The organism is Paenibacillus sp. 1781tsa1 (genome assembly GCF_024159265.1).
GTDB lineage: Bacteria > Bacillota > Bacilli > Paenibacillales > Paenibacillaceae > Paenibacillus.
In genome coordinates this window covers 4,118,324-4,144,306 of record NZ_JAMYWY010000001.1, presented here as the reverse complement: position 1 = coordinate 4,144,306, position 25,983 = coordinate 4,118,324, and the positions used below count along the sequence as shown (strand labels likewise).

General features: G+C 33.9%; 47 protein-coding genes and 1 tRNA gene. 44 read left to right on the top strand and 4 right to left on the bottom strand.

Features of this window, described 5'->3' with window-relative positions:
* The first annotated feature begins 53 nt into the window (after nt 1-53).
* Nucleotides 54-503 (top strand): hypothetical protein, encoded by a 450-nt coding sequence (locus NKT06_RS18530; RefSeq protein ID WP_253437681.1) that lies wholly within the window; start codon nt 54-56, stop codon nt 501-503.
* Between the two features lie 33 nt (nt 504-536).
* On the opposite strand, the gene NKT06_RS18525 is transcribed toward NKT06_RS18530, so the two are convergent.
* Nucleotides 537-1,022: an RsfA family transcriptional regulator gene (locus tag NKT06_RS18525; RefSeq protein ID WP_253437677.1), complete on the bottom strand. Its 486-nt coding sequence runs from the start codon at nt 1,020-1,022 to the stop codon at nt 537-539.
* Nucleotides 1,023-1,242: 220 nt separating this feature from the next.
* Here NKT06_RS18525 and NKT06_RS18520 point away from each other — a divergent pair, with 220 nt between their 5' ends.
* A complete protein-coding gene (locus tag NKT06_RS18520) occupies nt 1,243-1,614 on the top strand; it encodes a type II toxin-antitoxin system PemK/MazF family toxin (protein WP_253437674.1) in 372 nt (123 codons plus the stop codon).
* Nucleotides 1,615-1,625: 11 nt separating this feature from the next.
* On the opposite strand, the gene NKT06_RS18515 is transcribed toward NKT06_RS18520, so the two are convergent.
* Nucleotides 1,626-1,853, bottom strand: a complete 228-nt coding sequence (locus tag NKT06_RS18515) for a helix-turn-helix domain-containing protein (protein WP_253437671.1) — start codon at nt 1,851-1,853, stop codon at nt 1,626-1,628.
* 165 nt (nt 1,854-2,018) lie between these two features.
* Here NKT06_RS18515 and NKT06_RS18510 point away from each other — a divergent pair, with 165 nt between their 5' ends.
* The 18 genes from NKT06_RS18510 (at nt 2,019) to NKT06_RS18430 (ending at nt 13,221) form a co-directional block, all read left to right on the top strand.
* Entirely contained in the window at nt 2,019-2,216 is a 198-nt protein-coding gene (locus tag NKT06_RS18510) for a hypothetical protein (RefSeq protein ID WP_253437668.1), read from the top strand.
* 215 nt (nt 2,217-2,431) lie between these two features.
* Nucleotides 2,432-3,745 (top strand): DNA sulfur modification protein DndB, encoded by a 1,314-nt coding sequence (locus tag NKT06_RS18505; RefSeq protein WP_253437665.1) that lies wholly within the window; start codon nt 2,432-2,434, stop codon nt 3,743-3,745.
* A gap of 1 nt (nt 3,746) precedes the next feature.
* Nucleotides 3,747-4,766 (top strand): phage lytic cycle repressor MrpR family protein, encoded by a 1,020-nt coding sequence (locus NKT06_RS18500; RefSeq protein ID WP_253437662.1) that lies wholly within the window; start codon nt 3,747-3,749, stop codon nt 4,764-4,766.
* A 116-nt stretch (nt 4,767-4,882) separates the two neighbouring features.
* Nucleotides 4,883-5,527 carry a hypothetical protein gene (locus tag NKT06_RS18495; RefSeq protein WP_253437659.1) on the top strand — a complete coding sequence of 215 codons (645 nt, stop codon included), beginning with the start codon at nt 4,883-4,885 and terminating at the stop codon, nt 5,525-5,527.
* Nucleotides 5,524-6,048, top strand: a complete 525-nt coding sequence (locus NKT06_RS18490; protein ID WP_253437656.1) for an accessory gene regulator B family protein — start codon at nt 5,524-5,526, stop codon at nt 6,046-6,048. Before NKT06_RS18495 ends, NKT06_RS18490 begins: the two co-directional genes overlap by 4 nt.
* A 1-nt stretch (nt 6,049) precedes the next feature.
* On the top strand, nt 6,050-6,184 hold the full coding sequence (locus NKT06_RS18485; protein WP_253437653.1) for a cyclic lactone autoinducer peptide: 135 nt from the start codon (nt 6,050-6,052) through the stop codon (nt 6,182-6,184).
* 62 nt (nt 6,185-6,246) lie between these two features.
* Nucleotides 6,247-6,630: a hypothetical protein gene (locus NKT06_RS18480; RefSeq protein WP_253437650.1), complete on the top strand. Its 384-nt coding sequence runs from the start codon at nt 6,247-6,249 to the stop codon at nt 6,628-6,630.
* Between the two features lie 292 nt (nt 6,631-6,922).
* Nucleotides 6,923-7,291, top strand: coding sequence for a hypothetical protein (locus tag NKT06_RS18475; protein WP_253437647.1), 369 nt, complete (start codon nt 6,923-6,925; stop codon nt 7,289-7,291).
* Between the two features lie 122 nt (nt 7,292-7,413).
* Nucleotides 7,414-7,487: transfer RNA gene (locus NKT06_RS18470), tRNA-Ile, on the top strand.
* Between the two features lie 170 nt (nt 7,488-7,657).
* On the top strand, nt 7,658-8,836 hold the full coding sequence (locus NKT06_RS18465) for a hypothetical protein (protein WP_253437644.1): 1,179 nt from the start codon (nt 7,658-7,660) through the stop codon (nt 8,834-8,836).
* Between the two features lie 87 nt (nt 8,837-8,923).
* Nucleotides 8,924-10,066 (top strand): AAA family ATPase, encoded by a 1,143-nt coding sequence (locus tag NKT06_RS18460; protein WP_253437641.1) that lies wholly within the window; start codon nt 8,924-8,926, stop codon nt 10,064-10,066.
* A 101-nt stretch (nt 10,067-10,167) separates the two neighbouring features.
* On the top strand, nt 10,168-10,674 hold the full coding sequence (locus tag NKT06_RS18455; protein ID WP_253437638.1) for a 3D domain-containing protein: 507 nt from the start codon (nt 10,168-10,170) through the stop codon (nt 10,672-10,674).
* Nucleotides 10,675-10,690: 16 nt separating this feature from the next.
* On the top strand, nt 10,691-11,035 hold the full coding sequence (locus NKT06_RS18450) for a dATP/dGTP diphosphohydrolase domain-containing protein (RefSeq protein WP_253437635.1): 345 nt from the start codon (nt 10,691-10,693) through the stop codon (nt 11,033-11,035).
* A gap of 215 nt (nt 11,036-11,250) precedes the next feature.
* The gene (locus tag NKT06_RS18445; protein ID WP_253437632.1) at nt 11,251-11,616 is read left to right on the top strand and encodes a hypothetical protein; all 366 of its coding nucleotides are present in this window, start codon (nt 11,251-11,253) and stop codon (nt 11,614-11,616) included.
* Nucleotides 11,588-11,947, top strand: coding sequence for a hypothetical protein (locus tag NKT06_RS18440; protein WP_253437629.1), 360 nt, complete (start codon nt 11,588-11,590; stop codon nt 11,945-11,947). Before NKT06_RS18445 ends, NKT06_RS18440 begins: the two co-directional genes overlap by 29 nt.
* A 13-nt stretch (nt 11,948-11,960) precedes the next feature.
* Nucleotides 11,961-12,389: a DarT1-associated NADAR antitoxin family protein gene (locus NKT06_RS32010; protein ID WP_483311625.1), complete on the top strand. Its 429-nt coding sequence runs from the start codon at nt 11,961-11,963 to the stop codon at nt 12,387-12,389.
* 198 nt (nt 12,390-12,587) lie between these two features.
* A complete protein-coding gene (locus NKT06_RS18435; RefSeq protein WP_253437626.1) occupies nt 12,588-12,887 on the top strand; it encodes a hypothetical protein in 300 nt (99 codons plus the stop codon).
* A 7-nt stretch (nt 12,888-12,894) separates the two neighbouring features.
* Nucleotides 12,895-13,221: a hypothetical protein gene (locus tag NKT06_RS18430; RefSeq protein WP_253437624.1), complete on the top strand. Its 327-nt coding sequence runs from the start codon at nt 12,895-12,897 to the stop codon at nt 13,219-13,221.
* Between the two features lie 238 nt (nt 13,222-13,459).
* Here NKT06_RS18430 and NKT06_RS18425 read toward each other — a convergent pair whose 3' ends face one another.
* Nucleotides 13,460-13,951: a hypothetical protein gene (locus NKT06_RS18425; RefSeq protein WP_253437621.1), complete on the bottom strand. Its 492-nt coding sequence runs from the start codon at nt 13,949-13,951 to the stop codon at nt 13,460-13,462.
* 97 nt (nt 13,952-14,048) lie between these two features.
* Between NKT06_RS18425 and NKT06_RS18420 the strand changes: the two genes are divergently transcribed.
* From NKT06_RS18420 to NKT06_RS18360, 13 genes are all read left to right on the top strand, one after another.
* Entirely contained in the window at nt 14,049-14,372 is a 324-nt protein-coding gene (locus tag NKT06_RS18420) for a hypothetical protein (RefSeq protein ID WP_253437617.1), read from the top strand.
* 18 nt (nt 14,373-14,390) lie between these two features.
* Entirely contained in the window at nt 14,391-14,618 is a 228-nt protein-coding gene (locus NKT06_RS18415; protein WP_253437614.1) for a hypothetical protein, read from the top strand.
* Between the two features lie 37 nt (nt 14,619-14,655).
* Nucleotides 14,656-15,237, top strand: a complete 582-nt coding sequence (locus tag NKT06_RS18410) for a hypothetical protein (RefSeq protein WP_253437611.1) — start codon at nt 14,656-14,658, stop codon at nt 15,235-15,237.
* A 420-nt stretch (nt 15,238-15,657) separates the two neighbouring features.
* The gene (locus NKT06_RS18405; RefSeq protein ID WP_253437608.1) at nt 15,658-15,846 is read left to right on the top strand and encodes a hypothetical protein; all 189 of its coding nucleotides are present in this window, start codon (nt 15,658-15,660) and stop codon (nt 15,844-15,846) included.
* A gap of 29 nt (nt 15,847-15,875) precedes the next feature.
* On the top strand, nt 15,876-16,109 hold the full coding sequence (locus NKT06_RS18400) for a hypothetical protein (RefSeq protein WP_253437606.1): 234 nt from the start codon (nt 15,876-15,878) through the stop codon (nt 16,107-16,109).
* Between the two features lie 179 nt (nt 16,110-16,288).
* A complete protein-coding gene (locus tag NKT06_RS18395; protein ID WP_253437603.1) occupies nt 16,289-16,465 on the top strand; it encodes a hypothetical protein in 177 nt (58 codons plus the stop codon).
* Between the two features lie 288 nt (nt 16,466-16,753).
* Nucleotides 16,754-17,029: a hypothetical protein gene (locus tag NKT06_RS18390; RefSeq protein WP_253437600.1), complete on the top strand. Its 276-nt coding sequence runs from the start codon at nt 16,754-16,756 to the stop codon at nt 17,027-17,029.
* On the top strand, nt 17,030-17,398 hold the full coding sequence (locus NKT06_RS18385) for a hypothetical protein (protein WP_253437597.1): 369 nt from the start codon (nt 17,030-17,032) through the stop codon (nt 17,396-17,398).
* Nucleotides 17,399-17,721: 323 nt separating this feature from the next.
* Nucleotides 17,722-18,432: a Gabija anti-defense Gad2 family protein gene (locus NKT06_RS18380; RefSeq protein WP_253437594.1), complete on the top strand. Its 711-nt coding sequence runs from the start codon at nt 17,722-17,724 to the stop codon at nt 18,430-18,432.
* A gap of 358 nt (nt 18,433-18,790) precedes the next feature.
* On the top strand, nt 18,791-19,057 hold the full coding sequence (locus NKT06_RS18375) for a hypothetical protein (protein WP_253437591.1): 267 nt from the start codon (nt 18,791-18,793) through the stop codon (nt 19,055-19,057).
* A gap of 210 nt (nt 19,058-19,267) precedes the next feature.
* Complete coding sequence (locus tag NKT06_RS18370; RefSeq protein ID WP_253437588.1) at nt 19,268-19,438, top strand: hypothetical protein; 171 nt, start codon at nt 19,268-19,270, stop codon at nt 19,436-19,438.
* 46 nt (nt 19,439-19,484) lie between these two features.
* Nucleotides 19,485-19,832, top strand: a complete 348-nt coding sequence (locus NKT06_RS18365) for a hypothetical protein (protein ID WP_253437585.1) — start codon at nt 19,485-19,487, stop codon at nt 19,830-19,832.
* A 58-nt stretch (nt 19,833-19,890) separates the two neighbouring features.
* Nucleotides 19,891-20,688 carry a DUF5677 domain-containing protein gene (locus tag NKT06_RS18360; RefSeq protein WP_253437581.1) on the top strand — a complete coding sequence of 266 codons (798 nt, stop codon included), beginning with the start codon at nt 19,891-19,893 and terminating at the stop codon, nt 20,686-20,688.
* Between the two features lie 61 nt (nt 20,689-20,749).
* Here NKT06_RS18360 and NKT06_RS18355 read toward each other — a convergent pair whose 3' ends face one another.
* Nucleotides 20,750-21,037 carry a hypothetical protein gene (locus tag NKT06_RS18355; protein ID WP_253437578.1) on the bottom strand — a complete coding sequence of 96 codons (288 nt, stop codon included), beginning with the start codon at nt 21,035-21,037 and terminating at the stop codon, nt 20,750-20,752.
* 190 nt (nt 21,038-21,227) lie between these two features.
* Here NKT06_RS18355 and NKT06_RS18350 point away from each other — a divergent pair, with 190 nt between their 5' ends.
* From NKT06_RS18350 to NKT06_RS18300, 11 genes are all read left to right on the top strand, one after another.
* Entirely contained in the window at nt 21,228-21,638 is a 411-nt protein-coding gene (locus NKT06_RS18350; protein ID WP_253437575.1) for a hypothetical protein, read from the top strand.
* A 23-nt stretch (nt 21,639-21,661) separates the two neighbouring features.
* Entirely contained in the window at nt 21,662-21,940 is a 279-nt protein-coding gene (locus NKT06_RS18345; RefSeq protein WP_253437572.1) for a hypothetical protein, read from the top strand.
* A gap of 53 nt (nt 21,941-21,993) precedes the next feature.
* The gene (locus NKT06_RS18340) at nt 21,994-22,506 is read left to right on the top strand and encodes a siphovirus Gp157 family protein (protein ID WP_253437569.1); all 513 of its coding nucleotides are present in this window, start codon (nt 21,994-21,996) and stop codon (nt 22,504-22,506) included.
* A 97-nt stretch (nt 22,507-22,603) separates the two neighbouring features.
* Nucleotides 22,604-22,816 (top strand): hypothetical protein, encoded by a 213-nt coding sequence (locus tag NKT06_RS18335; RefSeq protein WP_253437566.1) that lies wholly within the window; start codon nt 22,604-22,606, stop codon nt 22,814-22,816.
* On the top strand, nt 22,813-23,049 hold the full coding sequence (locus tag NKT06_RS18330) for a hypothetical protein (RefSeq protein WP_253437563.1): 237 nt from the start codon (nt 22,813-22,815) through the stop codon (nt 23,047-23,049). The genes NKT06_RS18335 and NKT06_RS18330 overlap by 4 nt, the downstream gene beginning before the upstream one ends.
* Nucleotides 23,050-23,110: 61 nt before the next feature.
* Nucleotides 23,111-23,371 (top strand): hypothetical protein, encoded by a 261-nt coding sequence (locus NKT06_RS18325; RefSeq protein WP_253437560.1) that lies wholly within the window; start codon nt 23,111-23,113, stop codon nt 23,369-23,371.
* A 446-nt stretch (nt 23,372-23,817) separates the two neighbouring features.
* On the top strand, nt 23,818-23,994 hold the full coding sequence (locus NKT06_RS18320; RefSeq protein WP_253437556.1) for a hypothetical protein: 177 nt from the start codon (nt 23,818-23,820) through the stop codon (nt 23,992-23,994).
* Nucleotides 23,995-24,198: a hypothetical protein gene (locus tag NKT06_RS18315; protein ID WP_253437553.1), complete on the top strand. Its 204-nt coding sequence runs from the start codon at nt 23,995-23,997 to the stop codon at nt 24,196-24,198.
* Nucleotides 24,199-24,208: 10 nt separating this feature from the next.
* Entirely contained in the window at nt 24,209-24,637 is a 429-nt protein-coding gene (locus tag NKT06_RS18310) for a hypothetical protein (RefSeq protein WP_253437550.1), read from the top strand.
* 255 nt (nt 24,638-24,892) lie between these two features.
* On the top strand, nt 24,893-25,126 hold the full coding sequence (locus tag NKT06_RS18305) for a hypothetical protein (protein WP_253437548.1): 234 nt from the start codon (nt 24,893-24,895) through the stop codon (nt 25,124-25,126).
* A gap of 84 nt (nt 25,127-25,210) precedes the next feature.
* Nucleotides 25,211-25,843 carry a hypothetical protein gene (locus NKT06_RS18300; RefSeq protein ID WP_253437545.1) on the top strand — a complete coding sequence of 211 codons (633 nt, stop codon included), beginning with the start codon at nt 25,211-25,213 and terminating at the stop codon, nt 25,841-25,843.
* Nucleotides 25,844-25,983 lie beyond the last annotated feature (140 nt).

The window sequence follows — 25,983 nt, the reverse complement described above, 5'->3', positions numbered from 1 at the left end:
AAAATGCAGATTTTACAGCAAAGACTTAATCACAGTTTTATTGGAGGTATAGAATGAAAACCACTCATGTTGGCGAAGTACGTAAATTAGTTGGAAGATATCTGAGGGATTTCAACGAGAAGCATGGTTTCGAAGTAGGAAGCAGTGAAGAAAAATTAAAAAAGGGTTATCAGATGGAGGCGGATGCACGTTCAAAAAAAATAGTTTTCGATCCCCGTGAAATAACTAGTATCTTTAATGACCCCGAGTTCGCTTCACAGGCTGGTGTGTCTACTATTGAAAATTTCATTAAAATTTTAATAGCGCATGAAGTTGGGCATATTTTGGACTATAATAAAAACAGTTTTTATTTCTATAACGAAGGATACTCTGAGGTATTGGAAAAGAATGCATGGCGTATTGGAGAACAGTATGTTGAACAGGATTTGAAAAATGAATACGATGCTTTTAAGGACTTTTCCATGGATTCCTATCGAAGAGATAATAAATTTGATAAAATGTAGATTTCACATAGAGACAAGAATAAAACCCACCAATTAAATGGCGGGTTTTTTGTTATGTTCGAATAGCCCCAATTCAGCGGCTTTTGCAAGTAACAGTGTAAGTGCTTCTTGGTTCTGTAACGCGTCCAGCGTCCTTTCTGAACGCCTAGAATCTATTTCTAATGATACAAGGCGTATCTTCGTACGATACACCTCTATCTGCGATTCTATGGCGAGTAGGTCATTATGCACTTGTTGAATATAAGTAATAATATCCTCAATGTCTCGATACTTCTTCGGGGGTTGCGAGGGAGATTGTTTGTTTCTAAGCTTAGTGAGTTTGGCCTTTAAAATTTCTTTTTTGTAAATATGACGGATTGTACTGTTCCATCTAAATCCGCACGCTGCTGCTGTACGATTAAGTTTCAACCCTACATCAGTAAATCCACTTAATTGTGTTTCTCCCTTAGAAATTTTGGTTAATATAATTGTAGATAGTAATAGATCTTCCTCTTTGGTCCAGTTGTCTTTTCTTTCCATAAATCCACCTCTGCTTACCTTTTAATTACAAATATATCCTATTTGTCAATTGTTTATACCTTCATTTGGAAATATTTTACCCCCCTACTAATTATGCTTGACAGAACAAACGTTCTCTATTGTTATATGAAGTGATTGCGATTATAATAATGAATATACAGATGATAAATAAAATAATAAAAGAATAAAAATAAATAAATTAAATTTGGAGCGTGATGACATGGCAGTTGCTATGGATCGAGTGATGAATAAAGAAGTTAAAAGACTTGATATGTGGAATGCAAACTTAGGAAGTAATCGAGGCAGTGTTCAAAGCGGTGAGAGACCAGTGGTTGTATTGGGAAATGATAGGGGCAACAAATATAGTCCAGTAGTAATTGTTGCGCCAGTAACAAGTAAAGTAAAAAAGCCAATGCCCACACATGTTAAAGTTGGTGCAGAAGAAGTAGGTCTATATGATGATAGCATTATATTGTTGGAGCAAATCATGACAATATCTAAAGATCAATTAGATTTCAAAATTGCTAGTTTATCTGAGAAATTTCATGCGCCAATTAAGAGCGCTTTGGCAGTTTCGCTTCAGATGCTTTAAAACTCTTTATGTTACTTATGTACTTTTATGAGCTCATTTAGATCAACGATATTTAATACTTCACAAATTATAGCTAGATTTTTTAAGGGTATTGATTTAACTTCATTATTACATAGATCGTTAATAGTAGAATGTCTAATCCCTGTAAGCCGAGAAAATTCTCTATTTGAAATTCTTCGTGAGTCTAATATAGATTGTAATTTTATTTCAAACCACCAATTTTTATCTGTACTTGACATGTGAATAGTCTCCTTTTATAATATAAATAGTTAATGGAACGAAAATCGTTCCACCTGATTAACATAGCAAAAAACTCCCTGAGAATAGGAAGTTATATCAAATTTCATTCTATCATTTTTCTCAGTCACACAACAAGAGGGGTATTCATGAAGAGATACAGTCTAATGAAATTAATTGATTATGATATCACATCTAAGATTGAGACGTGGAAATGTTTAAAATTAGGAGCAGACAATCCCCATGAGTTGAGTAATTTCATGTTCAATGGTTATAGAATATATGACAATAAAGATAATGTAGTTGTTAAAACAAAATTGGATTTATCTCAATGGTTAAAAGATAATGTTAAGTCTCAGAAATGAGGCTTTTTTGTGCTTTATAAACGTTTTGCAATAGAGTTTATTTTGTAGTAAATTAGAAATTAAGAAGAAAAAAACATCTAAATTTTAACCACATACAAGAAAAATGTATTAACAATTTATTAAGAAAGTTTAAAAATATAATGAAAAGCCTTTAGATGATGTATTATATTTATACTTATATGCTATACTAACTCTAAAGGAGAGTGTATAAATTTATGAAATTTGAAAGAATTGATATTGAAAAAAGGATTTTAAACACATTGAATGGGATTAAGAATTCAAGAAAGTCACTGAATGAATTAAATATTAAATTATCTGAACGAAATGTCCCTTTCGGTATAATTGAATCAATAAACTCAAATCCTCAAATAATAACTGAAATTGACATACCAATTATAATTGGAATATCTATGGCACTTTACGATTTAACTAAAGATAACAACCTACATACAGAGTCTTTGTTCGGAAACAGAGAAATTAGAGATGCCTTAGATATTTTAAACAGTACTCTTAGCGAAAAAATATATCTTCCATTACCTTTTAACGATGTATTAAAAATTAAAGATGATAGCTATGTAACTAAGATATCAATTAAACAATTAGTCAAGATGTTTGAGAGTCAACTCATAATATATGACTACGAGGCACAACGTGGCGCAAATTTTAAAGTGAACAAGTCTGGGGGGATTGTGAAAACTCCTATCCTAAACAAGGCTAGTGTTAAGCGAATTGCAGGTAAAATGTCCAAAAACGATTATTTTGAGGACATGATAACATTGAACGTTTATTCTACAGAAATTGAGCCTCTAACTTATCATGAAGATCAAAGGTCTCTTGTTATTAATAATGGTTCAATTATTTCTATTGTAGATGGTTTCCATAGGCTACAGGGTGCTGTAGCTGCGCTACATTTAAATCCTAACTTAGATTTGGATTTAATTCTTTCAATAAGATCTTACGATCAAATAACTGCTCAAAGATTTTTTGGTCAATTGAATACAATAAATGTCTTGCCTAAAGCTAGAAGAAACGAATTGTCTCAAGTAAGAATGTCAGATAAAGTGGTATCTAACTTGCAAAGAAAATCAGAGTTCGGAAATAGAATCATATCATCAAATAAAATTAGTGAAATAAATGGTGATTTAACAACATTTGATGTCTTGTCATATGCAATAGATAGTCAATATAAAATAGAAAAACAATTTGATATACTTCAAACAACAGACTATTTAGACAATTTCTTTGTCTATTTACTTGGGATATACTCTGAAGAGTTTTCCTTAAATGCTCAAGAGAGTACACGTACGTTACTTAAACACCCTTTGATGTTTTTGGGATATATTGTGATTGCAAAGTATATGCAAGATAATAAAGTTCCTTTAAGTGAGATTAAGAATGTGATTGAAAAAATCGATTTAGAAGACAATAATTTAAAATCATTACTCGTTGAAAAAGGTATCACTGGAAACTCTAGGGCGCGCAACAACATAATCGAGTATTTCGAATCTTTATTTAGAGGTGTAAAATAAAATGAATAAAATATATGATGACGAATTTTTCAATCCCCTACAAAAAGAAAGATATCTAAAAGATCAGACAGAGTCAACCAAGAGAGCATATAAAAGAATATTGCTTAGAGCCTCAAAAATTGAAAACAAACTAGGGAAAGATCTTTATGATTTTAATTTGAATGAAATAGGCCAATTACTATATATTTTGAAAGCTACAAAACTTAGTACTGTTATGCATTCTGGAAACATAATTCAAAATTACATTAGATGGGCGATTGCTCAAGATCTACGGGTGGATAATATTAATCCTTTAGATGCAGTTGCTTCAGGTGAGTATTATAAGCAATTTTTAGACACTAGTGAGCCAAACATTTTTCATCACAAAGAAATATTGAAATGGGTCAAAAATTGCATGAATTATCAAGATAAGCTAGCTATCTTGGCGATATATGAAGGAATCTATGGAAGACAATATAGTGAACTGCTAACACTTAAGATGAGCAGGGTTAAAGAAATAAGCGAAAATCCCCCAGCGTATGAAGTAGATCTAGTAAATGAAACATTAGATGGTAATGAAATAAGAACAATTCCTATCTCAAATGATCTATATAATATAATGAGGATTGCGAATACAGAAGAGGTCAATTATAAAAACAATGGATTGACATTTGAGGGAATGAGAAACAACAAGAATTATTTGACTAAAACAGATTATGTGGTTCGTGCTGCTGAAGATGCGCGCACCAGAGCACAGGGGAATACCCCAGCAGCTCCAGCTTTAATAAATAGAAGAATTAAGAAGATCGCTGAACTATATCAAGTTCCAACTCTTACTCCAACCAACATACGAAATAGCGGTATGCTCTATATGGCTCATAATTTACTCGAAGAACGAAACAAACTGGAGAAAGAGGAGTATGCTTTAGTATGTGAAAGATACAACGTAGGACGCACAAAGAATGGCGATTATGTATATGGCAGACTAAAAGCAGACTTTCTAAATATTGAAAATATAGAGTCAATTTATGGAGAAGAATAAAGAATATCTTTATTCTTCTTTTTTTTAATAAAACGATTGACGAAGATTGAATTACATGATATATTTATTTTATCAAATACATATATTCATTCTTAAAGAGCGGAGAGATTAAGAAAATGAAAAGCGATCTAATGTATGCCCTGATGTCATTATTGGATGGAATAACAATTTTTATGTTTGCCTTCGGCTGCTTCAAAGTAAGTTTTAAAGATTATTGGAAAGAAATTTTAGTGAGCAATGTGATAATTTCAGTAGGTACATTCTTGATGAGATCTAACGATGCAATTTCAGGAGCCATCCCATTAATATGTTTCATATTATTAGCAGCACTGTTGACATTTTATTTTAGGATTAGACCGGGGAGTAGCATTAAATTAGCTATCTATGGATTTGGAGCTCAATTCATATCACAGATATCTGTAGCAATACTAATGATGTTTGCTTCTGGGTTAAGTTATTCAGTCACACTAAGTAGTTTCGGATTTTATATTCAACTCATTGGAGATTCAATGTTGATAGTGCTTACTTTAGTCTTACAAAGAAGAAGGATTTGGTATACTACAATGCCATATGATTACACTTTTAAAATTAAAATAAACAAAACAAACGTTATCAGTGTCACTATTGGGTTACTAGCTATTATCTTACTTTACAATGTTAAGCAAATTGAAAATGTCTACCTTGGTTTATTATTTTGGATGGTTTGTCTAATAAATATTATCTTTATAGATGTCGTTAAAGAAAAGAGTGAATCATTATGATCGATAGATATGTAAACAACCTTTCCCAAACACTAGTTTCCAAATATCCTAAAGAGTTGCCGCCATATGGTATAACAAGATACGGAATTAAGTTTATAATCACCAACATCTTACCTATCATGTTATTGTTACTTGTCGGTTTTATGTTAAACAACTATAATAATGTTTTAATGAGTATTTTATCATTCTCATTGCTCAGAATGACTTCAGGAGGGTATCACAGTAAATATCCAGAATTATGCTTAATTTATTCAACAATAATTATACTTTCTATAGCTTCATTTGGTAATAACTTTGAGGGTTTTGAATGGGTAATTTCTGGTATAGCTTTAATTTTAGTTACGATATTTGCACCATCAAATATTGAGAATCAAACTAAGATTTTAAAAAAGTATTTTAAGTACTTAAAGTACATATCAATTTTAACTGTATTGATCGGAGCTCTAATTCAGAATCCAATTGTTAGTTGCTCAATGTTGGCACAAAGTCTCCTTTTGATTCGCATGAAGGGAGGTGAATAAAATGATTAAATTGAACTTTATGAAATTTACTATGACAATGGTTGGTTTTGCACTAAGCGCAATTGCTTATGCCGGTGTAAATACAGCAAGCTGGACGCTGATCCACAGCGAACCAGTACCTGAAGAAATGAAATAAAAACATTGCCCCCTTGTTCGTTATAACTAGGGGGCAGATTTAACAAAATGAGGTGTAACTAAATGAATCACATTATTGTCCAGAGGAAAGAGGGTAAAAAAATAAATGAAGAAGCAGAATGGTTACTATTAGTTGATATAAAATCTTCTATTAAAGAACAGATTGGAGGGAAAAAAGAATATAAAACAGTTTATCAAACCTTTAAAGGAGATGAATATGTCTATTGCACAAGTAATGATGCAATCATGCGGTTGCTACATAAGCATAACGGTTTAGTAGTCGTGGATCGCGGCAGAATGGGCAATCTTCATCATGCAGAGCATATAGATTATGAGAAGGGTAAGATGTTTTTCGACGTAGAATCAAATGATTACATAGAAATCATTGGTGAATCAAGAAAGAGCATTGTTAAGGAGTATTTTAAGAAGCTGTTTGGCAAGCCTTAAAAAAATATTAAAAGAATAAAAATATATAAATAACAATCATTAAGAAATGTCTTAAAAGTATAATAATGCTTTGACGAAATACTTTTATATTGTATAATAAAATGAGAACATAAGTTCTTATTTAGATTAATTCGACACACATCGACATTATGATGACATACTTTCCATTATTATCTACTTGTCAAGCATTTTTAGTAGGGGGGTTAAAGTGTTTGTCAAGTGCTAAAAGATGGATTAAAATATGAGATAAGGAAGTTAACTACAAAGTAATCACATGAGAGGAAATGGGTATATGAAAAATAGTGTTGATATTAGCAGCAAGTCTATCGGACTTTTAACCATAGCTGAATTCTTTTTCCCAGATTGTCTGAATAACGAAGATTTTGTCAGTAAGTGTAGTGGTATGAATGGATATCAAATCAATGAATATCTGGATAATTACAGAGTCTCCATGATCTCTGAAACACGATTTGATTCATGCAGCGAGTTTGTTAATACATATAGAGACAATGAAACTTCTGCATTGGAGAGGTTGTTTCAAGAGAAAATAAACAGGACTAAACTGGAGACATTGAGATGCAAGAAGCCAGAAACTATATATGAAATTCATGTTCAAGATCCTACTGTACCATTTAACCATTTTACAGGATATTTTATGTAGCCGGATTTCCCGGCAACATATAAAGAATAAAAATACATATTTACAAAATAACAATCTTGGATTATACTGAGTAAGTAAGCCAAACAAGTTAATCAAATAATAGTTTCATCAAGAAATAGTTTGGGTCTTTAGCTCAGTTGGTTAGAGCGTCGAGCTCATAACTCGGTGGTCGGGGGTTCAAGTCCCTCAAGGCCCATAAGAAATAAAATAACACGCATAGCGTGATTATATAGAGGAAGCAAGTTTACTTTGAAAAGGTGGTGAAACACATGATAAGCAGATTGAGAAGTCCTCCAATGTCACTGATTAACTAGAGAGACACACAATCAAAAAATACATATACACAAAGGGAGATAATATTAATCAATGGCAGAATACACAATTAAGGTAAACAAGACTCACAAAGGAAAAGAATTCAAAGCACCGTTCCGCTTTATTGGGAAAGTGAGCAAGTTTAGCAAAAAGGATCAAGAGACTGAAAGTTGGGAAGAGCTACCTTATTATGAAGAAAAAATGACTCGATCTGCAAATCCAAAGCCTCGCCGGGTGTTACAATTCAACATCGAAACTGCACTTAGTAACAAATTGAAAGTTGAAATTGCAGGTATGGAGCAAAAGTTTGTATATGCTTACAGCCGTACCAATAAAAATACAGCTAAGATTGATTGGAATGTTCGGTTCGATAAAGATAAATGGGTTGATTTGAATGGTAAAATTAAAAATATTGATGATACCTATCACCTAATTGATTCTCCATGGGATAAGGCAGAATCGCTTTCCGCACTGATTAAAGACGATGTATGGGTAGAGGTTAGAGGGGAGTATGAGTTTGAGTCAATTTCGGGTGACGAGAGAGATATTGAATTCCGCAAACGAACTATCAGTTCAGTTAGACCAATCGTTGATGGTAAATTTATTGCTGATGATGGAAAGCCTCTTCCGATTAAAGTAAATAATAAAGAAATTGAATATGTAATGGATTTGAAATCTCCTGATTTTATCGAAGTAAATAGTTTTAATATGCAAATTGGAATTAAGAGTACTTATCAAGATGAAGCTACTGGAGATACGAAGGTAAACGCAGTATTCTTGAAAAACGCTAAAGAACGTTCAGAGCCAATGGATGTAGAGCTGATTGTATATCAAAAAGAAGTAGAAAAAGGAAAATCAATGGCAGACGCATTTGCATCTCTTAATACATACGATTTTATTGAAGTTACAGGACAAGATAATAATAGAGCAACGTTCGCATATGTAGATATTGTAGAAGACATTCCTTCCGACGATCCTTTTGCCGATGTAGATGATACGCAAAAAGTAACGCGTCAAGAACGTGTAACCAATGGAGACAAAAAGGGATTGGAAGTAATTAGTTATGTACAAGGTAGCATTATGCGTGAGCTGTTGACTGAAGAAGAATTCAGAAAGACAGCAGCACTAACTAGTGACGATCCATTTAGTGGTAGCGGAAATGCCGATGACCTGTTTGGCAAATCAGATAGCGATCAATTCGCGACCAACAAAGATGACGACCCATTCGCTTGATTTGAGATAGATGTGATGGGGTGAATTTAGTCACCCCTTTCCATAAAGTATAAACAAAAAATAATATAAATGGAGTGATATGATTAAATGAGTTGGAGAAAAGCTGCTGTATCAAAGAATGTTCCTAAAGTAGACCTACAAGCATACAACGTACTGGTGGCAGGTGGTTTTAAAGCGGGAAAAACTAGATTGTGGAAAGAGGTCATGGAGCTATTTTATCCAAACGACCCAGACGCCGGTTTGTTGCTTGCTTTTGAAGATGGTTATACGTCATGGGAGCTTGAATCAATCATTGATATGCATAACCGTGATTGGAAATTCTTTAAAGAGGTCGCTGTTAAGAACCTTGTGGCTGAAGCCGCCGAAAAAAGAATTACCAAGGTTCTAGGAATTGATACAATTGATCGAATGTGGGCGATGGCAGAAGAATACATTATTGATACATATTCTAAAAAGTATGCTAAGAAATTTGCATCGCTTCAAGACATCACTGAGAGTGTAAAAGAATTGAACGGTCATACACTTACAAAACAAGAAGTATGGCAGCAAATTGATATTTTGAAGAAGAGTGGGTATGGATTCTTTTGGCTTTGTTGGACTAAAGAAAAAGAAACAACCACTATTGATGATGTCAAGTTTCAATCTATTGAACTGTCACTGAGTAAGTCAGGTAGAGATATTTTTGAATCTCAGGCGCACCTAATTGTAACATTATTTAATGAGGTTGTAGTAATTGATAAAGAAGGAAATGAGCTTGAGGAGAATAAGAAGACCAAGGGTGGTAAAGATGTTGCCTCTAAATTCCACAAGAGTGAGGTTATGATGTACTTTAGACCATCAAACTATATCTCTATTGGTGGAGGACGATTCACAGATTTACCTGATAAGGTTGACTATAGTGCCAAAAACTTTTTGGAAGTGTTTGAGAATGCAGTTAAAGGTCAGTTGAAGAATACGTCTGCTACAGTAGAAGAATTGAAAATCACTCAAGAACAAGATCGTGATGTACAAGCAAGAGTAGCTGTCGAACAAGTTGAACAAATACAGATGTCCTCAGATGAACTCAAGAAAAGCATTGCTGAATCGATGCAAAAGTTTGATTACAATCAACGAAAAGAGCTGATTGGTCCTAAATTTATGGAGCTTCTAGGAGATTTGGATTATCGCAAATCAGAAGATGTATCAAAACTATCAGAAACATTGAAGTATATTGAGCAACTACAAGCTTAATACATAGAGTACATGAAAGACAGATATCATTAAGAATCATTATACGGCCTCACTTGAAATAGTGGGGCTTTACTATAATCAATTATCAGGAAGGTGATACGTTGGAAGTACTCCTATCTCTATTGTTGGCACTGTCCATTGGTCAGGCAGGATTAGAAAGTGCCAATCAAGCACGAGAAGCGAAAAACACGACTAAGATTGAGAGTGTTAAAGTTGAAAAGTCGGTTGAGTCTAAGAAAGTTGTCCAAAAGGAAGTTAAGCAAGTTAAAGAAACCACTAGCAAGAAGAGTAATAATAATTATGATTGGATGTATTTCGAATTGACCGCTTATACTAATCACGAAAATAGCACTGGTAAAAGCAAAGGACATCCCGATTATGGGAAGACGGCAAGCGGAGTAATGACCAAAGAAGGGGTAACAATTGCTGCTGACTGGAAAGTGTTACCCGAAGGAACAAAGGTGTACATTGAAGGTGTTGGAGAAAGAATTGTACAGGACGTTGGGGGAGCAATAAAAAAGAACAAGATCGATGTTTATTTTGAAAGTAAAAAAGATGCAATAGATTTTGGTAGAAAGAAGAATGTAAGAGTAAGAATTATTGATTAGAAGAGGATGAATACATATGAACGAAGTTGTTAAAGGAGTAGGGAAGGACGCTCCTACAGTTATCAACGAACTTGGCGGGAAGCAGTCACAAGTCCTGTATCGATTTGATCTACTCAATCCAGCAGCAATGTTTGAAATGACGAAAGTCTTAAAGTATGGAGCAGATAAATATGGTGCAGATAATTGGATGAACATTGAAGTAAGAGACCACATCAATCACATGTTGATTCATGCATATGCTTATTTGGCTGGAGATACCTCTGATGAGCATCTGTCACATATTATGTGTCGTGCAATGTTTGCGCAAGCTGTAGAACTGAAAAATCAGCAATATCAGAAAGACAGAGTAGTTTGTGAATAGGCTTAAAACAGTAAAGTACATAAGTGAAACCTCTGTAGATGAGATGGTCAAACAGATCGTCTCTAAACAGAGTGATATAGATAAAGTTATCGAATCAGCAAAAGCAAGTAGGACGGAATATGGTCTTAAGGTACAGAAGTTAATTGAGCGTTTAGAATCACAGTAAAAGCTGTATTTCATCGGAAATATTAATTCATATAACAAGGAGAAAACGAATGAGTAAATTTAAAGAATTCATTAAAAAGGTAGCAAGTAAATTTAGTACTCCAGTTAAACCATTGGCAGCGGAAGTGTTTAAGGAAGAAAAGTTCAAGATTGATACACAAGGTAATGTGAAGGCAAGTGATTTGAAATTGAACGTAACTGTATCTGGTGAAGTAGAAGCTGAAGGGCTGAAGTATAAAGTTGATCAGTTAATTGTTGATTGGCGAAGTGTTGAAAAAATGGTTAAGGCCATTGAGAAGGGATATAAAATCAAGCAACTACAAAGTATCCTAACTAAAACTAAGAGCAATCGGATCAAAAAGAAAATTCAGAAACGGATCAATACATATGGAAAAAATCCAATCACACGCAATTAAAGATATCTGGAGAGTCAGAGAAGGATTACTTTTAGAGGTACATAAGTTTAAAACACTCGGTCATTGCTGGATTAGATCAAAGAAAAGCGTTAAGCAAATTAGAGGATGTAAAGGTCTAACAGAACTTAAAGAAGATTATTGCGACAGCTACACCAAGAAGACTTACCCAAAAGGCACATTGATCTATAACACTGTTCCAGTTGAACCAGAGATGAACAAGAACAATTTCAAGTTTGAGATTAAATCAAGCGGTGGCTCAATTTTTGGAAAGAATTCAGAAGAAATCAAGGAAATATTGGACGATATTGAAAAAGCGATAAATGCATACTAGGGGGTAGTCAAGTATAAAAGTTCTCGAATGCTCGTCTAAAGGAGATAAACGCTATTCTGCCTTTTATGCGAAAGTTAGAGCGTGGGGAAAGTTTGATTCAATAGAAAACCACTATCAACTAAGCAAAAGATTTGGTGAATTTAAACCTACAAGCTGGAAAGATGCTAAAGGTAAGGAACCAACACACATTGAATTGAACGGCAGACAATATGAGTTAAGGTTACTTTCTCAGTGGTACAAGATGCTGTGGGTTAACTATTTGGACAACAATCCAGAACTTGTAGAATACGCAAAGCAATTCGATGATTTCAATGACATATTTAAAGGTAAGAGTTTGAATTGTCAGGCAGACGTAGTAAGACAATACATAAAAGTAGGTAGACAGTCTTTAGTTGATGATTATCAGGAATTGATGGATATGTTTAAGAATAAGGAGTGCTAACTGTTGAATAATAGATATGAATGTTGCTTCGAATTGCCTCACAAGGGAATTTACTTTGAAATTGATACGGAAGGTTCGCACGTATCCATCTCAAGTTTTAAAGATAGCGAATTTTTAACTGAGGTTTGCCTCAGAAAAGACGATGTAATACGACTAATTCATCAACTGCAAGAAAGTTTAGAAAAGGACTGATTATATATGACAGCAAAATCACATTTTAGAGGTCATGAGATTGAATATCTCAATGAAGAATGGGTATTTTCAGACACTAAAGAATCAACTGTAACAACGTTCGAGACTCGTCCATGTGGGCATTGTAATAAGTTTGCAACTCCTGAAGGTCATGATTCTTGTCTTGGTACACTGCCACGAGTAATGAATGCGTGTTGTGGACATGGAAGCGTGAGTGAGGCATATGTTCAATTTATGGATACTTCGTGTGTCAGAGGAAAAGAAGCGCTAGAGATGATTGAGATTTTGAGATTTGAAAGAGAGTAGGGTGGGAATGAAAAAATTCAAAGTAGAAGTTACCACAACCAATACATATGAAGTTGAAATTGATGAGAATGTCCTAAATGAAGAATGGATGCAAGAGTTTAGAGAAACCTTCTATTCATTCAGTACACTAGAAGAACATGCACAACAGATTGCAGAGCAGAGAGTTCGTAAAGCAGAACGTACCGATTCATTCCTAGAGGGGTATGGGAAGGTTAGGGTTAAAGATTACTATGGATTTGACTCTAAGAAATGGGATAATCCAATTGATGGGATTACTATCAACATCATTGATGAAGATGAAATTACAGAGACTGAAGTAACTGAGCTCTCATAAGGGTGATTAAATGAAAAGAAAATGCAATTATTGTAGCAACAAAGTAGAGGCAAAGTATCGAAACAGCGAAGTCTACTGTTATTTACATAATCAAGAAGATGAATTATATGATGCTGACGAAAATTGTGAGCATGAAATTGTTGCTGCTGGTTTTAGTGGTGTTAAGTGTACAAAATGTACCGGATGGTTTTGCTTCTAGGTAAAATAAAGATTTCTAAGAAAATAAACAAGACAATTTTCATTGACTTGTTGGTGTCTCTTGAAAGATTGTCTTGTTGTAAAGGTCTTCTCTTTTTATAAGTATTACTTCATTATAGTAATTTGGGCTTTTGCTAAGTATTATTTCTCCAGAAGATGTACTTTTGAGAATATAATATTTCTTGTCTTCAAATTTTAAGTAGTAATTATACATTCTCTTAACTATGAGAGGGTAAAGCAATAGTGTGAAAATGAATATTCCGAGTAGCAGATTTATACATAAATAAATAATACTTTCTTTCCAGTTTGATGAGCCTTTAATAATAAAAAGCCAGCTGCTAGTTCCTATTGCATTTATAAGAGTTATATATGTAATTATTAGAACTCCTCTAGTTATTTTTTGAGAGTCGTTCATAAGTGCTTTTTCAAATGATGAAGACCTCACCATGGCAACTGATTTAATAAGCAGCCCGAGTAAAGCTATTACCGAAGTTGCCCCTAGTAGGGATAATAAAGTTGTAAATTGATCCACAAGACATCTCCTCTCTATATATAACAATTATATCTGAAAGATGATTACAGTGGAAGATTGATGAAATTGATATTTCATCAGGAAAGGAGGAATGAGTTTGACACGTTTCATTACGATGATCTACTCCAACGATCAATCAAAAGCCGAAGATAAAATGAATGAGTTAATAAGCTTCTTGTCTAAAAAGTCTTTCATTAAAAGAGAAAGGGACAACGTCAAGACTGTAATTGGAACTTTTATGGCTAGAAAGTTCAGTGAACGATGTAGAGGATACAGATATCAGGAAGCCTATATTGATAAGACGCTTTGGGAAGATCCTTCAGATATCGCATTGATTATAGCGAAGTTAGTGCCGCTAAGAGATGATGAAGGTGAAGTTGACAATAGTTATAGTTGGAAGGATCATGTACATTTTTTCTAAAAAGGAGGCGATGAATAAATGTACGATTATTTATATTACTTAGCAAAACAAAAGTATAGATTTTATGAAAAGCTCTACACTGGTACAAGTTGTGCATATCGTGAAGATGAATGCCTTAACAGAGTTAAGCTTATACATAAATATGAAATGTTACTAGAGGTAATTGCAATGTTACCAACGCAAAAACAGATTGAGTTAAGGAGTATTGAAAAAGAGTATTTTGAGGATGCTCCATATGTAAGTTAATCAAATCGTTCTTTGACTGAGAAAAAGGAGTGAGTGAATGAACGAAGATTTAAAGTTTCTAAAAGAGTTGCAAACAGAATTAAATATTCAAGAGAATGACTGTCAAGCAGCACCACGTTTCTGGACAATCATGGATTATAAAAAAACTCCCGGAAACGAAGATTATGATAGCGGTGAGTTACAGTATTTTTTCAACGATGGGGACCATGTAGTATTTGAAGACTTAAACCACTTAAAGGGGTTTGTTGAGGAACACTACGAGGAAGACATAGATGATGAGTTGAGATGGCATTTGAATAATGAAGATTTTGAGTTTCTCTGGCAATACATAACAAACAATTTGAATGATGATGGATATTTTGATTCGGTATTCGTAAAAGAAGAAGAGTTTATTGCTCCGAACACAATGTTTCTGACTAAAGCCGAAGCAAAACGACATCTTGAGTTAAACCATTACCATTACACAAGTAAGGCACATACATATGCAATGACAGCGTGGAGAGCTCCAAAGGTAGAAAGATTGTTGAAGATTTTGAGTGAGTTTGATTTTGATTCTGTTAGTGGGACTTTATCATCTGAACAAAGTGAGGGGCGAGAGTGGACAAATGAAGAGAATTGAAATACTTATGAATCATTTAGAAGATTGCCTACTGTATGTGGACGGTGTTCCCTACAACGATATTGATTATCGTGATGTCGAAGGGATTATGCTTCTAAAGGAAGTCCTAAAGGATGTCGCAGACATAAGATTAAGAAAAACAAGACTGAGTATCCTTGAATTCCCCGATCTATTACAACCGATATTCGATTATCAAATCTGAATGAAATCAGCATTTGACACAAATACGATCAATGAGGAGGAAAGCGGTTATCACAGAACAAGAATTAGAAGATTTAAAACAACAGTATGCTGGTACATACTTAATTCCAAAAATCCTTAGAGAGTTTGAAATGTTAAGAGAAAGACTGCCCGACGATTGGCTTGATGTAAAAGATAAATAAAGATAAAGATAAATAAAGAGAAACGAGGCTGATCTATATGAATGGAGAATACGCATTGTATGTGATAAAGGCTGAATTACGAAATAAGAAAGCAGAGATGAAACAATTAGAAGATAGTGGGGATGATTCAGTGGTTAGGACAATCACCAAAGTAAAACATCAAATTTACGATTTGGATTATGCAATTGAGATACTGTATGAATACCAAGATGAGGACGACAGGTAAGTCTAAATTTTTTATAAGAGGAGGTAAGAATGAATCGTAAATCAGAAATTGAAGCAGTAAAGAGTCTAGGGGAGAAGATTGGCTATGGAAATCTAATGGACATTGCTTCAGCCTTATGGGCGGTTTCACTGGAAGATAAATATGGAATTAAGGCAGGAGCCTTTGTGCCTACTGTACTACCATTCATAAATAAAAAAGATAGAAAAGTTACCGAAGAGCGACTTGACTCAATGATGGAACATGTCAGAGAAATGATAAAATGAAACTTTCTTGGAGATTGGAGAGTTGCAAGTGAATGACAAATGTATTAAGTGTGATGGTGATATATTTGAATCTGGATCAATCAGTAGATGTTTGAGATGTAGAAGAGCAACTGCAAGAGAGGTTTCTGGGGAAGATTATTTTAAATCTAAAAGTAATATGGTTTCAAAGGAGAAACAGAGTGAATAGATTTAAAGATATACCTGTTTTTGAATGGGATGATCTAGACGGTAAAACTTTGCTTATACGTGTAGAAGGGTCTGAAGAAGTAAAGATTATAGCTGGTTATGATCCAGTGGATGGGAAAATGTATGTTTTAGCCGAAGAGTTTAATACTAGGGGAGTTGAATTGAATTAGAGACTTTACTAAGGAAGAATCAAATAACTACACCAAAGATTTGGAAAGTTTATTTTCTCCTACAGGGCAAGAATTGAACTTCGAAAGAGGTGTGATACACGATAATAAACTGATATGTATATTAAAAAATCTCGTCATAGCTGCTAATGAGTTAGATTCTGAGCTATGTACTATTATGAGTCGAGGAATTGATGAAGGTGCGAGTATGACAGGTAATAGATATGAAGAACTGATGGATTATATTATTGAGGCTGAAGACTATTTGAAGGAACAAGGAGTTGATGTCGATTGAGTTATACGGCAGAAGAAAGAGAAACAGTATGTGTATGTAACGATGAAACAAATGAGTGGGAAGTTTATAGCTGTTCGCCTAAAACAATCACGAAGATCAAGAAAGCTGGATTGGAATTGTTGCGGGTCGATGAAAATGGAGGACATTATTTTAAAGGTGACTATGGACAGGTGTCATTTCGTGCTAAAAGTACTGGTCGAGTATGGACTGAGGAGCAAAAGCAAGCTGCCGCTGAGCGTCTTAAAGTAGCAAGATCAAAGAAAGGACAATAGATGAAAAAAGAGACAGTAGAACGAACAGAAACTCAAAGGGATAAGATTATTGCAACATTGAAACGAGCTGGAGATTCAGGAGTAACCAACGTAGAACTAAACAAGATCGCTTTACGATACAGTGCACGTATTCAAGAGTTATATGTTCGTGGATATAAAATACATAGTGAAGAATTAGATGGTGGAGTTACTAAATACATATTGATTTCAGAACCAACGGAGCCGTTCAAGAAGCCTGTTAAGGCAGTAGTCATTTTGATAGAAGATATAGAGAGTAAATATGATGGAAACATTAGCGCGCGCGAATTAAACGAGTATTTAGATGCACACGGTTTCACAGTTAGACGTAAGATTGGATCGTATTGTTAAAAAATAAAATAATAATTGGAGTGATTAAATGCTATACACTGTTACAAGCATGCAAAGGAAGGGTCAATTCAAAAAACATTATTATGAGATTATTAGTCAGAATATTGATTGGGACAATTTTTACGATGAGGACAGAGATGCATTGATAATTAATTTAGAAAATCTAGTGGATCTCTATAATCTTTTTAAGGGTCTAGAAATGCAGATGGGTCATGGTGGACATATTACAGTTGATTTCAAAAATAATGTAATTTACATCTTAGATAGTTGGATTGAATAGATACTATAAAATGAGAATATCATTTAGAAATGGAGCTGAGTAATTGAACGCAATTAAGCGTCTATTGTTGAAGAGTAGTTTCTTTAGAAAGACAATACATAGAAGTGGCGAAGAAATACATAAACAAAAACTGAACGACATTAGTAAGCACCTGAGAGAAGCTAAGAACGACCTTATTAAGTTACTACCAACTCAGATGTGGCAACGATTTGAGAGTGAAGCATACGTATCAGGTGGGTGTATCTATAGTCTATACCATGACAAACAGCCAAAAGATTATGATTTCTTCTTGGTAAATCAATCACTGGTTGATGAGCTTAGAAAGTACTTTATTGATCATGCCGGGTATCACGGTAGCGATATGAGTAGCGGTGTACATAATGACTTACCTTTGATTATTACAAATAACGCTATATCTATAGGCAAGTATCAAATCATCACTCAATGGGTTGGTGAGCCACAAGAGGTCACTGGGCAGTTCGACTTCGGTCACAATATGTTCTATTGGAGAAATGAAAAGATTTATACATTAAGCGACTGGTCGTATCTAAAGGGTAATGCATTAGTCTATAACGAACAGCGCGCGAGAGACATTGTGGGAACTATTGTACGTGTTCCAAGATTCGTTCAACGTGGGATGACGATTACTCAGAAAGAAATGAGCAAGGTTTTATTAAAGTTGAATAGTGTTGGATTCACAGATAAGGAAATTGAAATATTAGAAAATAACAAATTGGATCGATTTGGGTCATAAAAAAGAGCGGAGGATATCCGCTCAGAGTAATTAATTGAAGAATAAAGCCATTGCTTTGTAACTATTTGATTTAAATTTACCAGTGCCAACTTCTAAGAATATGAAATGATTGCTGCTCTGATGTTCGGGAGTAATTGAGATACTATCAAATACATCCGGTGGGACAGTAATTACGAGAATTTGAAAGTTGTTAATTGTTACGAATACTGGTGACAATAAAACCATCTCCTCTATCAAAATAATTAATGGGGTTAACTGTATTAGGAGTATACACACGTTAGATGAGAGTTATACCAAGTGATAAATTTCAAAGTTTTATAATATCGTGATTTTATTTAAAAGAAAGGAGCTAGTTTTGATGGCAAGTAAAAAATATTTAGATCAAGAGGGGCTACAACTGAAGATTGAAAATAAAGAAGGATTTGAATTTCAATTGTTTTGGAATCATGATAGTCCCAAAAATGCCTTAGAGCATGGTGAAGATGACGAATTCTATGTAACTGTAAAAGGTAACATTGGTAGAGCTGGGGTGGATTTTTCACTTGAAGATGCCATAGCTTTAAGAGAGACATTGGATCATATGATCAAGCAAATGAAAGCGAATTGTCAACCAGAAAGAAGGTGATCTTAAATGGCAGTATTTTGCGATAGAGAATGCGAAATGGTTGGAGCGGTTTGTGATTTCTGTATCCATTATAAAGATGACAATACAAATGGAAAGTTTCAAGGCGAAGGCTTATGTAAAGTAAAGAATATTCGAACCGAAGCGCATTTTTCGTGCGATGATGATTTTCACTGTTTCCAAGCAAAGTCACAATAAAGGAGAGTAAAGAATATGAGAAAAGCAATTATCAGAGGATACATTATTTTTGATGAAGAAGAGTTGCAGCATAAAGACAATATCATTGGACAGATTGATCATGAACTATTCAATGTAGAAGGCGTTGTTGAATGGGAATTTGATTATGAATTAAACGAAGAGATTGAATACGTTCAAGAAGATTAATTCTTGATGAAGTCGCAATTTTACATAGAAAGGAAAATTATAAATAATGAGAGAAACGAGAACATTTACATTGGGTGAGAAAGCACAAGAATGTGGGTTTACAGTCAACCGCGAGATTCTCTATTGCTCGTATTGCGGAGAGCAAGCAAAAGAAGATGATGCTGGCTCTTCTCATAATCACAGATGGGAAGAAAATATTGTTTATTATTGTGAATGCAAATTAGCAGTAAAGGAATCTAAGTTGAAGGAGGACATGTCCACTCTTAAGAATAAATTGTTTCACCTAGAACGTGAATTAAAAGACATGAAGAGATTTGAAAACAATGAAATCGTAAACAAAATGAAATTCAATAAAGAAGTTGAAGGACTTAAGAAAAAATTCCAAATAAAATAGAAATTTGATCTAGATTTTAACCATAGGAGGAACCAAAATTAATATTCATTCTTTACTCTTGAACGATGAAATTAGAAAGTCTGTATATGAAGAATGTGACGAAGAGGTAAGTTTAGTTTGGAATATATTGATAAACGAAAAAATTGTACGAAACTCGATTCAATCTAAATATGCTGCTGCTAATTCTGCGACAAACATTGAAAGATTAGATTTTCTTGTCCTTATTTTCGAAGAAATTTTTACATTGTACAGATCGTTAGTGCTCAATTCAATTGAAGGATATTATGTTCCTTCGATTATATCTACAAGATCTTTAATAGAGTGTGTAATAAATTGCAAATACATACTTGAGGATCAAACCAACTCAAGAATGAAATCTTTTCAAAATAACCCTTTTAAGTGGACAAATAAAAGTATTAGTTACAGAGCCAATAGTATAGGCGAAAGAAGTCTATATAAATCATTTTACAATATGACTTCAAACTACACACACCTTAACTTTGTATCGTTAGCTCAGAAAATTGGAGAAAATAATATTGTCTATCCTTCGCCATTTTATATGAAAGACAAGGTGAAGAATACATTGAACATAAACAATGCTATGGTAATCAGTTTCTTGAGATACATAGTAGATAAATTCGAACTAAATTTAAATATACTGAGTGAATTGAAAATAAACAAAGACGTAAGCGAAATGATTGAATTTTTCAGATATGAAGACATTATTTTGGATAGGTTTGCGGAAGTTGCTGAAATGACCCCTGAGCAAAAGCAATTAATGGTAAAAGAGTTTCGATCATTTCTTAATAGAACAAAGAATACGGTAAATAAATCAAAGAAAAAGAAAAGAAGATAAAAGAGGACTTTTATTTGAAATAAAAAAGAGCCGACTCTTTAGTCGACCCCCCATTAGTAGGTTATTGATAGACATTTCCTTGATATCTTGCGTATACAACACCATTGGCAATATCGTAACTAACCAGTGGCAAAGTCCCATACCAGCCATCTTGGTTATAAATCCAGAATGGAGGCACACCATCTCCAACGTTAAAGTAGGTTAAAACGGTCATAGGTTTTACAGCTAATTTTACAGTTACTCTATCTTGATCCGTGGTAGTTGGGCTTGCCTGTGTAGCGTTTGGTAAAAAGGAAGAAATCATAGCAAGTGAAAGTGCAAACATTGCGATACTTCTTTTAATATTCAAAGCAATTCATCTCCCTGAAAATGTATTTAAACTATAAGATAAGTATATTGCAGGGCAAATTCCATTACAATGAATAGTATACATATTATTGAATTAATTTACTTAAAGTGTCTATTGAGTGAATAGGATTAATTTAATATAAAATTGCAGATCAAATGTAAACTTTATCAAGATATTAGGGAGGAGACACATGCAGAATGTTTTTAATCATTTGTCACAACAAGGAAGAAATATAATTAAGCATGGCCGATTAGATTATAAAATGCTACTTGAGCTAAAAATGATGACCACATTTTACGAGTACATAGAGATAAACACTACGTATCATGACAATAAAAATGATGAAAATTTCATTTCGTGGATGGATATAGAAGGCATGGGTTATGGCTGGAGATGGGCTAGATATGAAGAAGAAGACTGGTACAAAATGATGCTTCGCCTTGTTTGTGATGAATGTAGGTTTCTAACAAAAGAAATGAAATATACATATTACTTTGTTTATGAGTATCAAAACATTTTGTTCTATCACTTTGTTGTTAAAGATAAGTATGATCGAAGAGACAGAATCATTCAACTTTCAAATGAGGAACTATGGGGATAATATCACTGAGAGGATGAAGGGTAGTGAATGCTATTATAATCAGAGCTAAAGAGATGGACAGTAAGTCAGTCGAGGAGCAGCTTCGCTTCTATAAACAATGGTTTGAAGAAGGAAGCTGTGTTATGTCTGGTTCGGAGCTAGGTAATGATTGGGTTATTTATAATGATCAAGCATATGGTACAGAAGCATTTGAAAGAGTCATCGCAAAAGAAAAAGCAGAATTAAATGAGCGCATTGAAAGTTTAAATAAACAGATTAAACGGGCTGTGTCCGAATTGGATAAACTAGAAAACGAGATCTGATGAAACATAGATTTGATCAAGAATAAACAATACATATTAGAGGAGAATGTTAAATGACATCACTATACAAATTATCTGAAGATTACAAATTCCTAAGCGAATACCTTGAAGCTGCTCTAGAGAACGACGAAATTGGAGAAGATGACTTTGAAATGTATAAAGATACACTCGAAGCATTAGAAGACGGCATTGAAAATAAATGTGAGAATATCGTGAAATTCATGCGAAATCTTGAAGGGGCGATTGCAGCTCATAAGGTTGAAGAACAACGTTTCAGTAAGAAACGTAAGTACATGGAGAACAAACAAGAGCGTTTGAAAAATCTTTTACATGAATACCTTGAAGGCAACAATATTGAGAAGATGAATGCTGGAGTGTTTAAAGTTAAACTACAAGTAAATCCGCCTTCAATCAATGTCTACGATCCAACGAAGATTCCAGATACATATAAGATAGCACAGGAACCGAAGATTGATAGTAAAGCTTTGCTTAAGGATGTTAAAAACGGTGTAGAAGTTGAAGGTGCAGTTCTTGTAACAGACAAAAAACACATTAGAATAAGTTAGATTAAGAATAAAAATATGTACAATATAAATAAATGGTGGTATAATAACTTTAACAAGTTGTTGTAGCATCATTTTTTTGTCGAGAGGAGATACATATTTGAAAGATAGTGGTGGAATTGATATTGAAAAGATGAATAGAATTGCTGAAGAATTAGGAATCAAAGTGACTAAAAACAGTAGTAGCCCCGGTATTTACTTGACCGAAAATGGAAAGCGTAAAAAGATGGATGCAATAAGCTTACTTATGGCAATATTCCCAGAATTAAAGAGTGACTTAGACAACATTAAGAAAAGGGATGAGGAACATTGAGCAACTTAGCCGAGAGAATGCAAAGCATGCTAATTCAGTACATAACAGATGCAACCCAATTAGGTGAGCCTTTATCAAAAGTAATTGTTGAAAACTCCACCTTCTCTGAAATGTTAAAAGAGGACCTAGATTTTGTAGGCCATTATTCATTAGAATACTGGGCAGATCAGGTTCTTGGAGAAACAGTAGATAGATTGAGAAATGCACTGGATTCATTAGACAAATTAAAGTAATAGTATGTAAAAGATCTGTTTCATCAAAATTATAAATTAATGTAAAGAAAGGATTGAAGACATGAGCACAAAACTGAACCTTAACAAAATTGAAACAGCTCAAATATTATGTGACCAATGGAATAAACTATCAGATAAAGAAAAGAACGTTGAATATGCAGAGTGGATAGAAGATTTAATCACAAATGGGCATTATGTTATTGAATTAGGACAGTATGGTGTACAGGACACATATCCAATTCCTGATTATTTATCTTTCAAGGAATATGATCACTGCTGGAATATGATACATAAGAAATGGATCAAAAGACAAAGTAAGTAAAAGGCACGTTTCATAGGAAAGGTAGGACAAGTTGTGATTGTTCAAATAAGTAGACTTCCCACATATATGAATACATATTTTCAGAAACACACAGACAACACAGAAGTAAATGTACGGTGGAATAATTACTGTGATGAAGAAGGGAAGGATTGTTGCAAAATATCGGTTGATAGTATAGATGGGGATGTCAACTATTATTATGATGAGGTATGGGGCAGCATTGAAAATATTGAAGCAGTACTGGAGGAATTAAAATGAAGATCATTTGTAAAGATAACTTTAATAGAGAGTCAGTGAGTGACAAATTAGTTTGTGAGAATGTAAGTGAATATTATGGAGATTTGATAGTTGATATTCTTAACGAGAAGCTATCAGGTGATCATAGTTCCGATTACTATGAATTGGTCGATAATGATTATGAACTGTACAGATGGGAGCCGTAATCTATGCCATACATCAAAAAAGACAGCTTGAAAGAAATGCTCCGCTATTTTTTCGTACAAGGATGTAATGCGGGATATGGCATAGATGCTGAGGATAGCCTTATAGATCAAGAAGAAGCAGCGTTTAAATGTATCTATGAAGAATACTTTGATACCACTAGAAAAAAAGGAGAAGGTTGAATGGAATACATAATTAGACTATCTGAGGATTACGAAAAGTGTGAACGAGTGCTAAATAAATTAGGTATCGTGGCGTATGTGTCTCCCGTTATAGATGGATTGATTTTTTACTGGAGTAAGCTTGATATTGAGTATTTAGAAAAGAGAGACTTTATTGGGCAGATTGAAATTGCTCCAAAAGGAACATTCGTTAGCTATCGATAGGAGGAAATAAGTGAATCTAATTGAAATTCAAAAGTTTATGAAAATTGCAGAACGTCACTCACCGAATTGTTTTATCAATTCCAAGTTTGAACTAATAATTGAACCTAAAAATAACATCTACTTTCTTCTTGAAGATGTAGAAACTGATTTCGATCTTAAGAGAAAAGTGTTGGCGTGGCTATCCAGACCAAGCTGTAAAGGAGTTAGTCTGTATTGGCAGAAACGATTCAGAGCAATTGTTAATGAGTATCTAGAAACCAATTTTACATTTGAAGAAATGAATGAGATATATACATACTTAGGCAACGACTGTAAAAGGAAAAAGACAACTAAGTTTATTGAATCAGGCTATGATATGACGGTTTTAAAGGAGGATAATTCCAATGTACAAAAAATATTGGAGCGAAGATGGTCAGCACTATATGATGAAAATCAGTGAAGCAAAAGTAGACACAAGTAGAGTATCTGGTACGACATACTATAAAGTCATACAAAAGATAAAGATTTGGGAGAAAAGAAAGTATTTTTTTGGTTGGAAGTGTATCTACCTAAATCAGTGGGATGAACAGTTTGGTACGAATCTAGAAAATAAAATACATAAAAGTGTGAGAGACTGCTTTGTGGGTAACCGCTCAGATAAGATATAAGAATTATATGCACATGAAAGGTCTATTTGATTGAAAGGAGAATCACTATGAACAAGAAAAGAGCAGAAGATGTGCTTTGGGACTTTCACAGGGAATTGGTGAGCCTGTCAAAAAAGTTTGGGATTAGTATTCATGCAAGAAGCAGAGAAGAAATCGATTATGACTATGAAGAAGGGCCTTATGTTAGTGGGATAAGTGATTATATTGTCTTGTCTGATGCAGAGGGAAATGAAATCGCAGTAGATTTAATTACTCCTGATGATTTAAATACTGAAAATTGATTGTGAAATGCGTGTTTCATAAAGAAATAGGAATATGAAGAGTGGAGTAATTGAAAGTAAATAAGAGAATAAAGGAGATTGAAGATGCTGAGTTTGGATGACATCAATTTCTACAAAGATTATCTGAATCAATCATTTAAATCTGACTACCCCAAATTAAGAAGGACATTAGATATCTTTGATTTAGTATTGATTAGCAAAAAACTTGATCATGACACTGGATACACAGGGCAGCTAGGACTAGTTCAGGGATACAGTGGCGTTCCAAATTATTATTATGTGATTGCTTTTGACGAACGAGCACAAAGGTATTGGAGTTGTGGTTTTTCATCAACAGAACTCTCTTGGCCTAAAACTAGAAACAATCAGAAGAGAATTAATAAGTATGGAGAAAAATATAGTGAGCTTTTTAATGCATTTTGTGACTGGACTTGGAGAAACAAGATAAATTTATGTACGAAAGAATTTCAGGTGGCATGGGATGACTACAAAAACAAGTCAGAGAATGGAGAGGATTACTTGTTTAGCGATGAGATCAGAGTAGCAGGAAAACATGTTAAAGGTATCATTAAAGAGCAGGTTGGTTTTCCATTGCGGTTCTACGGGAGTATTACCTTAACAAATGAAACGTGGAGTGCTGAGGATTTAAAAAGTGTTGCTAATGAAATTTATCAGGTAGCTAATAAGCTAGATGATGTAGAGGAGGAAATCCATTGATTGAAAAATTGACTAATGGATATTGGACTTACATAGAAGATAGAGATGTTAAAAAGGATGATATCATCAGATACATTGCTAATCGAAGTGTCGTTTATAAGGTAGAACAGGACGCTTACTTAAGTGGGTTCAGTGTCTAT

Coding starts and splice junctions, on each gene's coding strand:
- NKT06_RS18530 (WP_253437681.1), top strand. CDS start 54: ATGAAAACCACTCATGTTGGCGAAGTACGTAAATTAGTTGGAAGATAT.
- NKT06_RS18525 (WP_253437677.1), bottom strand. CDS start 1,022: ATGGAAAGAAAAGACAACTGGACCAAAGAGGAAGATCTATTACTATCT.
- NKT06_RS18520 (WP_253437674.1), top strand. CDS start 1,243: ATGGCAGTTGCTATGGATCGAGTGATGAATAAAGAAGTTAAAAGACTT.
- NKT06_RS18515 (WP_253437671.1), bottom strand. CDS start 1,853: ATGTCAAGTACAGATAAAAATTGGTGGTTTGAAATAAAATTACAATCT.
- NKT06_RS18510 (WP_253437668.1), top strand. CDS start 2,019: ATGAAATTAATTGATTATGATATCACATCTAAGATTGAGACGTGGAAA.
- NKT06_RS18505 (WP_253437665.1), top strand. CDS start 2,432: ATGAAATTTGAAAGAATTGATATTGAAAAAAGGATTTTAAACACATTG.
- NKT06_RS18500 (WP_253437662.1), top strand. CDS start 3,747: ATGAATAAAATATATGATGACGAATTTTTCAATCCCCTACAAAAAGAA.
- NKT06_RS18495 (WP_253437659.1), top strand. CDS start 4,883: ATGAAAAGCGATCTAATGTATGCCCTGATGTCATTATTGGATGGAATA.
- NKT06_RS18490 (WP_253437656.1), top strand. CDS start 5,524: ATGATCGATAGATATGTAAACAACCTTTCCCAAACACTAGTTTCCAAA.
- NKT06_RS18485 (WP_253437653.1), top strand. CDS start 6,050: ATGATTAAATTGAACTTTATGAAATTTACTATGACAATGGTTGGTTTT.
- NKT06_RS18480 (WP_253437650.1), top strand. CDS start 6,247: ATGAATCACATTATTGTCCAGAGGAAAGAGGGTAAAAAAATAAATGAA.
- NKT06_RS18475 (WP_253437647.1), top strand. CDS start 6,923: ATGAAAAATAGTGTTGATATTAGCAGCAAGTCTATCGGACTTTTAACC.
- NKT06_RS18465 (WP_253437644.1), top strand. CDS start 7,658: ATGGCAGAATACACAATTAAGGTAAACAAGACTCACAAAGGAAAAGAA.
- NKT06_RS18460 (WP_253437641.1), top strand. CDS start 8,924: ATGAGTTGGAGAAAAGCTGCTGTATCAAAGAATGTTCCTAAAGTAGAC.
- NKT06_RS18450 (WP_253437635.1), top strand. CDS start 10,691: ATGAACGAAGTTGTTAAAGGAGTAGGGAAGGACGCTCCTACAGTTATC.
- NKT06_RS18445 (WP_253437632.1), top strand. CDS start 11,251: ATGAGTAAATTTAAAGAATTCATTAAAAAGGTAGCAAGTAAATTTAGT.
- NKT06_RS18440 (WP_253437629.1), top strand. CDS start 11,588: ATGGAAAAAATCCAATCACACGCAATTAAAGATATCTGGAGAGTCAGA.
- NKT06_RS18435 (WP_253437626.1), top strand. CDS start 12,588: ATGACAGCAAAATCACATTTTAGAGGTCATGAGATTGAATATCTCAAT.
- NKT06_RS18430 (WP_253437624.1), top strand. CDS start 12,895: ATGAAAAAATTCAAAGTAGAAGTTACCACAACCAATACATATGAAGTT.
- NKT06_RS18415 (WP_253437614.1), top strand. CDS start 14,391: ATGTACGATTATTTATATTACTTAGCAAAACAAAAGTATAGATTTTAT.
- NKT06_RS18410 (WP_253437611.1), top strand. CDS start 14,656: ATGAACGAAGATTTAAAGTTTCTAAAAGAGTTGCAAACAGAATTAAAT.
- NKT06_RS18405 (WP_253437608.1), top strand. CDS start 15,658: ATGAATGGAGAATACGCATTGTATGTGATAAAGGCTGAATTACGAAAT.
- NKT06_RS18400 (WP_253437606.1), top strand. CDS start 15,876: ATGAATCGTAAATCAGAAATTGAAGCAGTAAAGAGTCTAGGGGAGAAG.
- NKT06_RS18385 (WP_253437597.1), top strand. CDS start 17,030: ATGAAAAAAGAGACAGTAGAACGAACAGAAACTCAAAGGGATAAGATT.
- NKT06_RS18375 (WP_253437591.1), top strand. CDS start 18,791: ATGGCAAGTAAAAAATATTTAGATCAAGAGGGGCTACAACTGAAGATT.
- NKT06_RS18370 (WP_253437588.1), top strand. CDS start 19,268: ATGAGAAAAGCAATTATCAGAGGATACATTATTTTTGATGAAGAAGAG.
- NKT06_RS18365 (WP_253437585.1), top strand. CDS start 19,485: ATGAGAGAAACGAGAACATTTACATTGGGTGAGAAAGCACAAGAATGT.
- NKT06_RS18350 (WP_253437575.1), top strand. CDS start 21,228: ATGCAGAATGTTTTTAATCATTTGTCACAACAAGGAAGAAATATAATT.
- NKT06_RS18340 (WP_253437569.1), top strand. CDS start 21,994: ATGACATCACTATACAAATTATCTGAAGATTACAAATTCCTAAGCGAA.
- NKT06_RS18325 (WP_253437560.1), top strand. CDS start 23,111: ATGAGCACAAAACTGAACCTTAACAAAATTGAAACAGCTCAAATATTA.
- NKT06_RS18320 (WP_253437556.1), top strand. CDS start 23,818: ATGCCATACATCAAAAAAGACAGCTTGAAAGAAATGCTCCGCTATTTT.
- NKT06_RS18315 (WP_253437553.1), top strand. CDS start 23,995: ATGGAATACATAATTAGACTATCTGAGGATTACGAAAAGTGTGAACGA.
- NKT06_RS18305 (WP_253437548.1), top strand. CDS start 24,893: ATGAACAAGAAAAGAGCAGAAGATGTGCTTTGGGACTTTCACAGGGAA.
- NKT06_RS18300 (WP_253437545.1), top strand. CDS start 25,211: ATGCTGAGTTTGGATGACATCAATTTCTACAAAGATTATCTGAATCAA.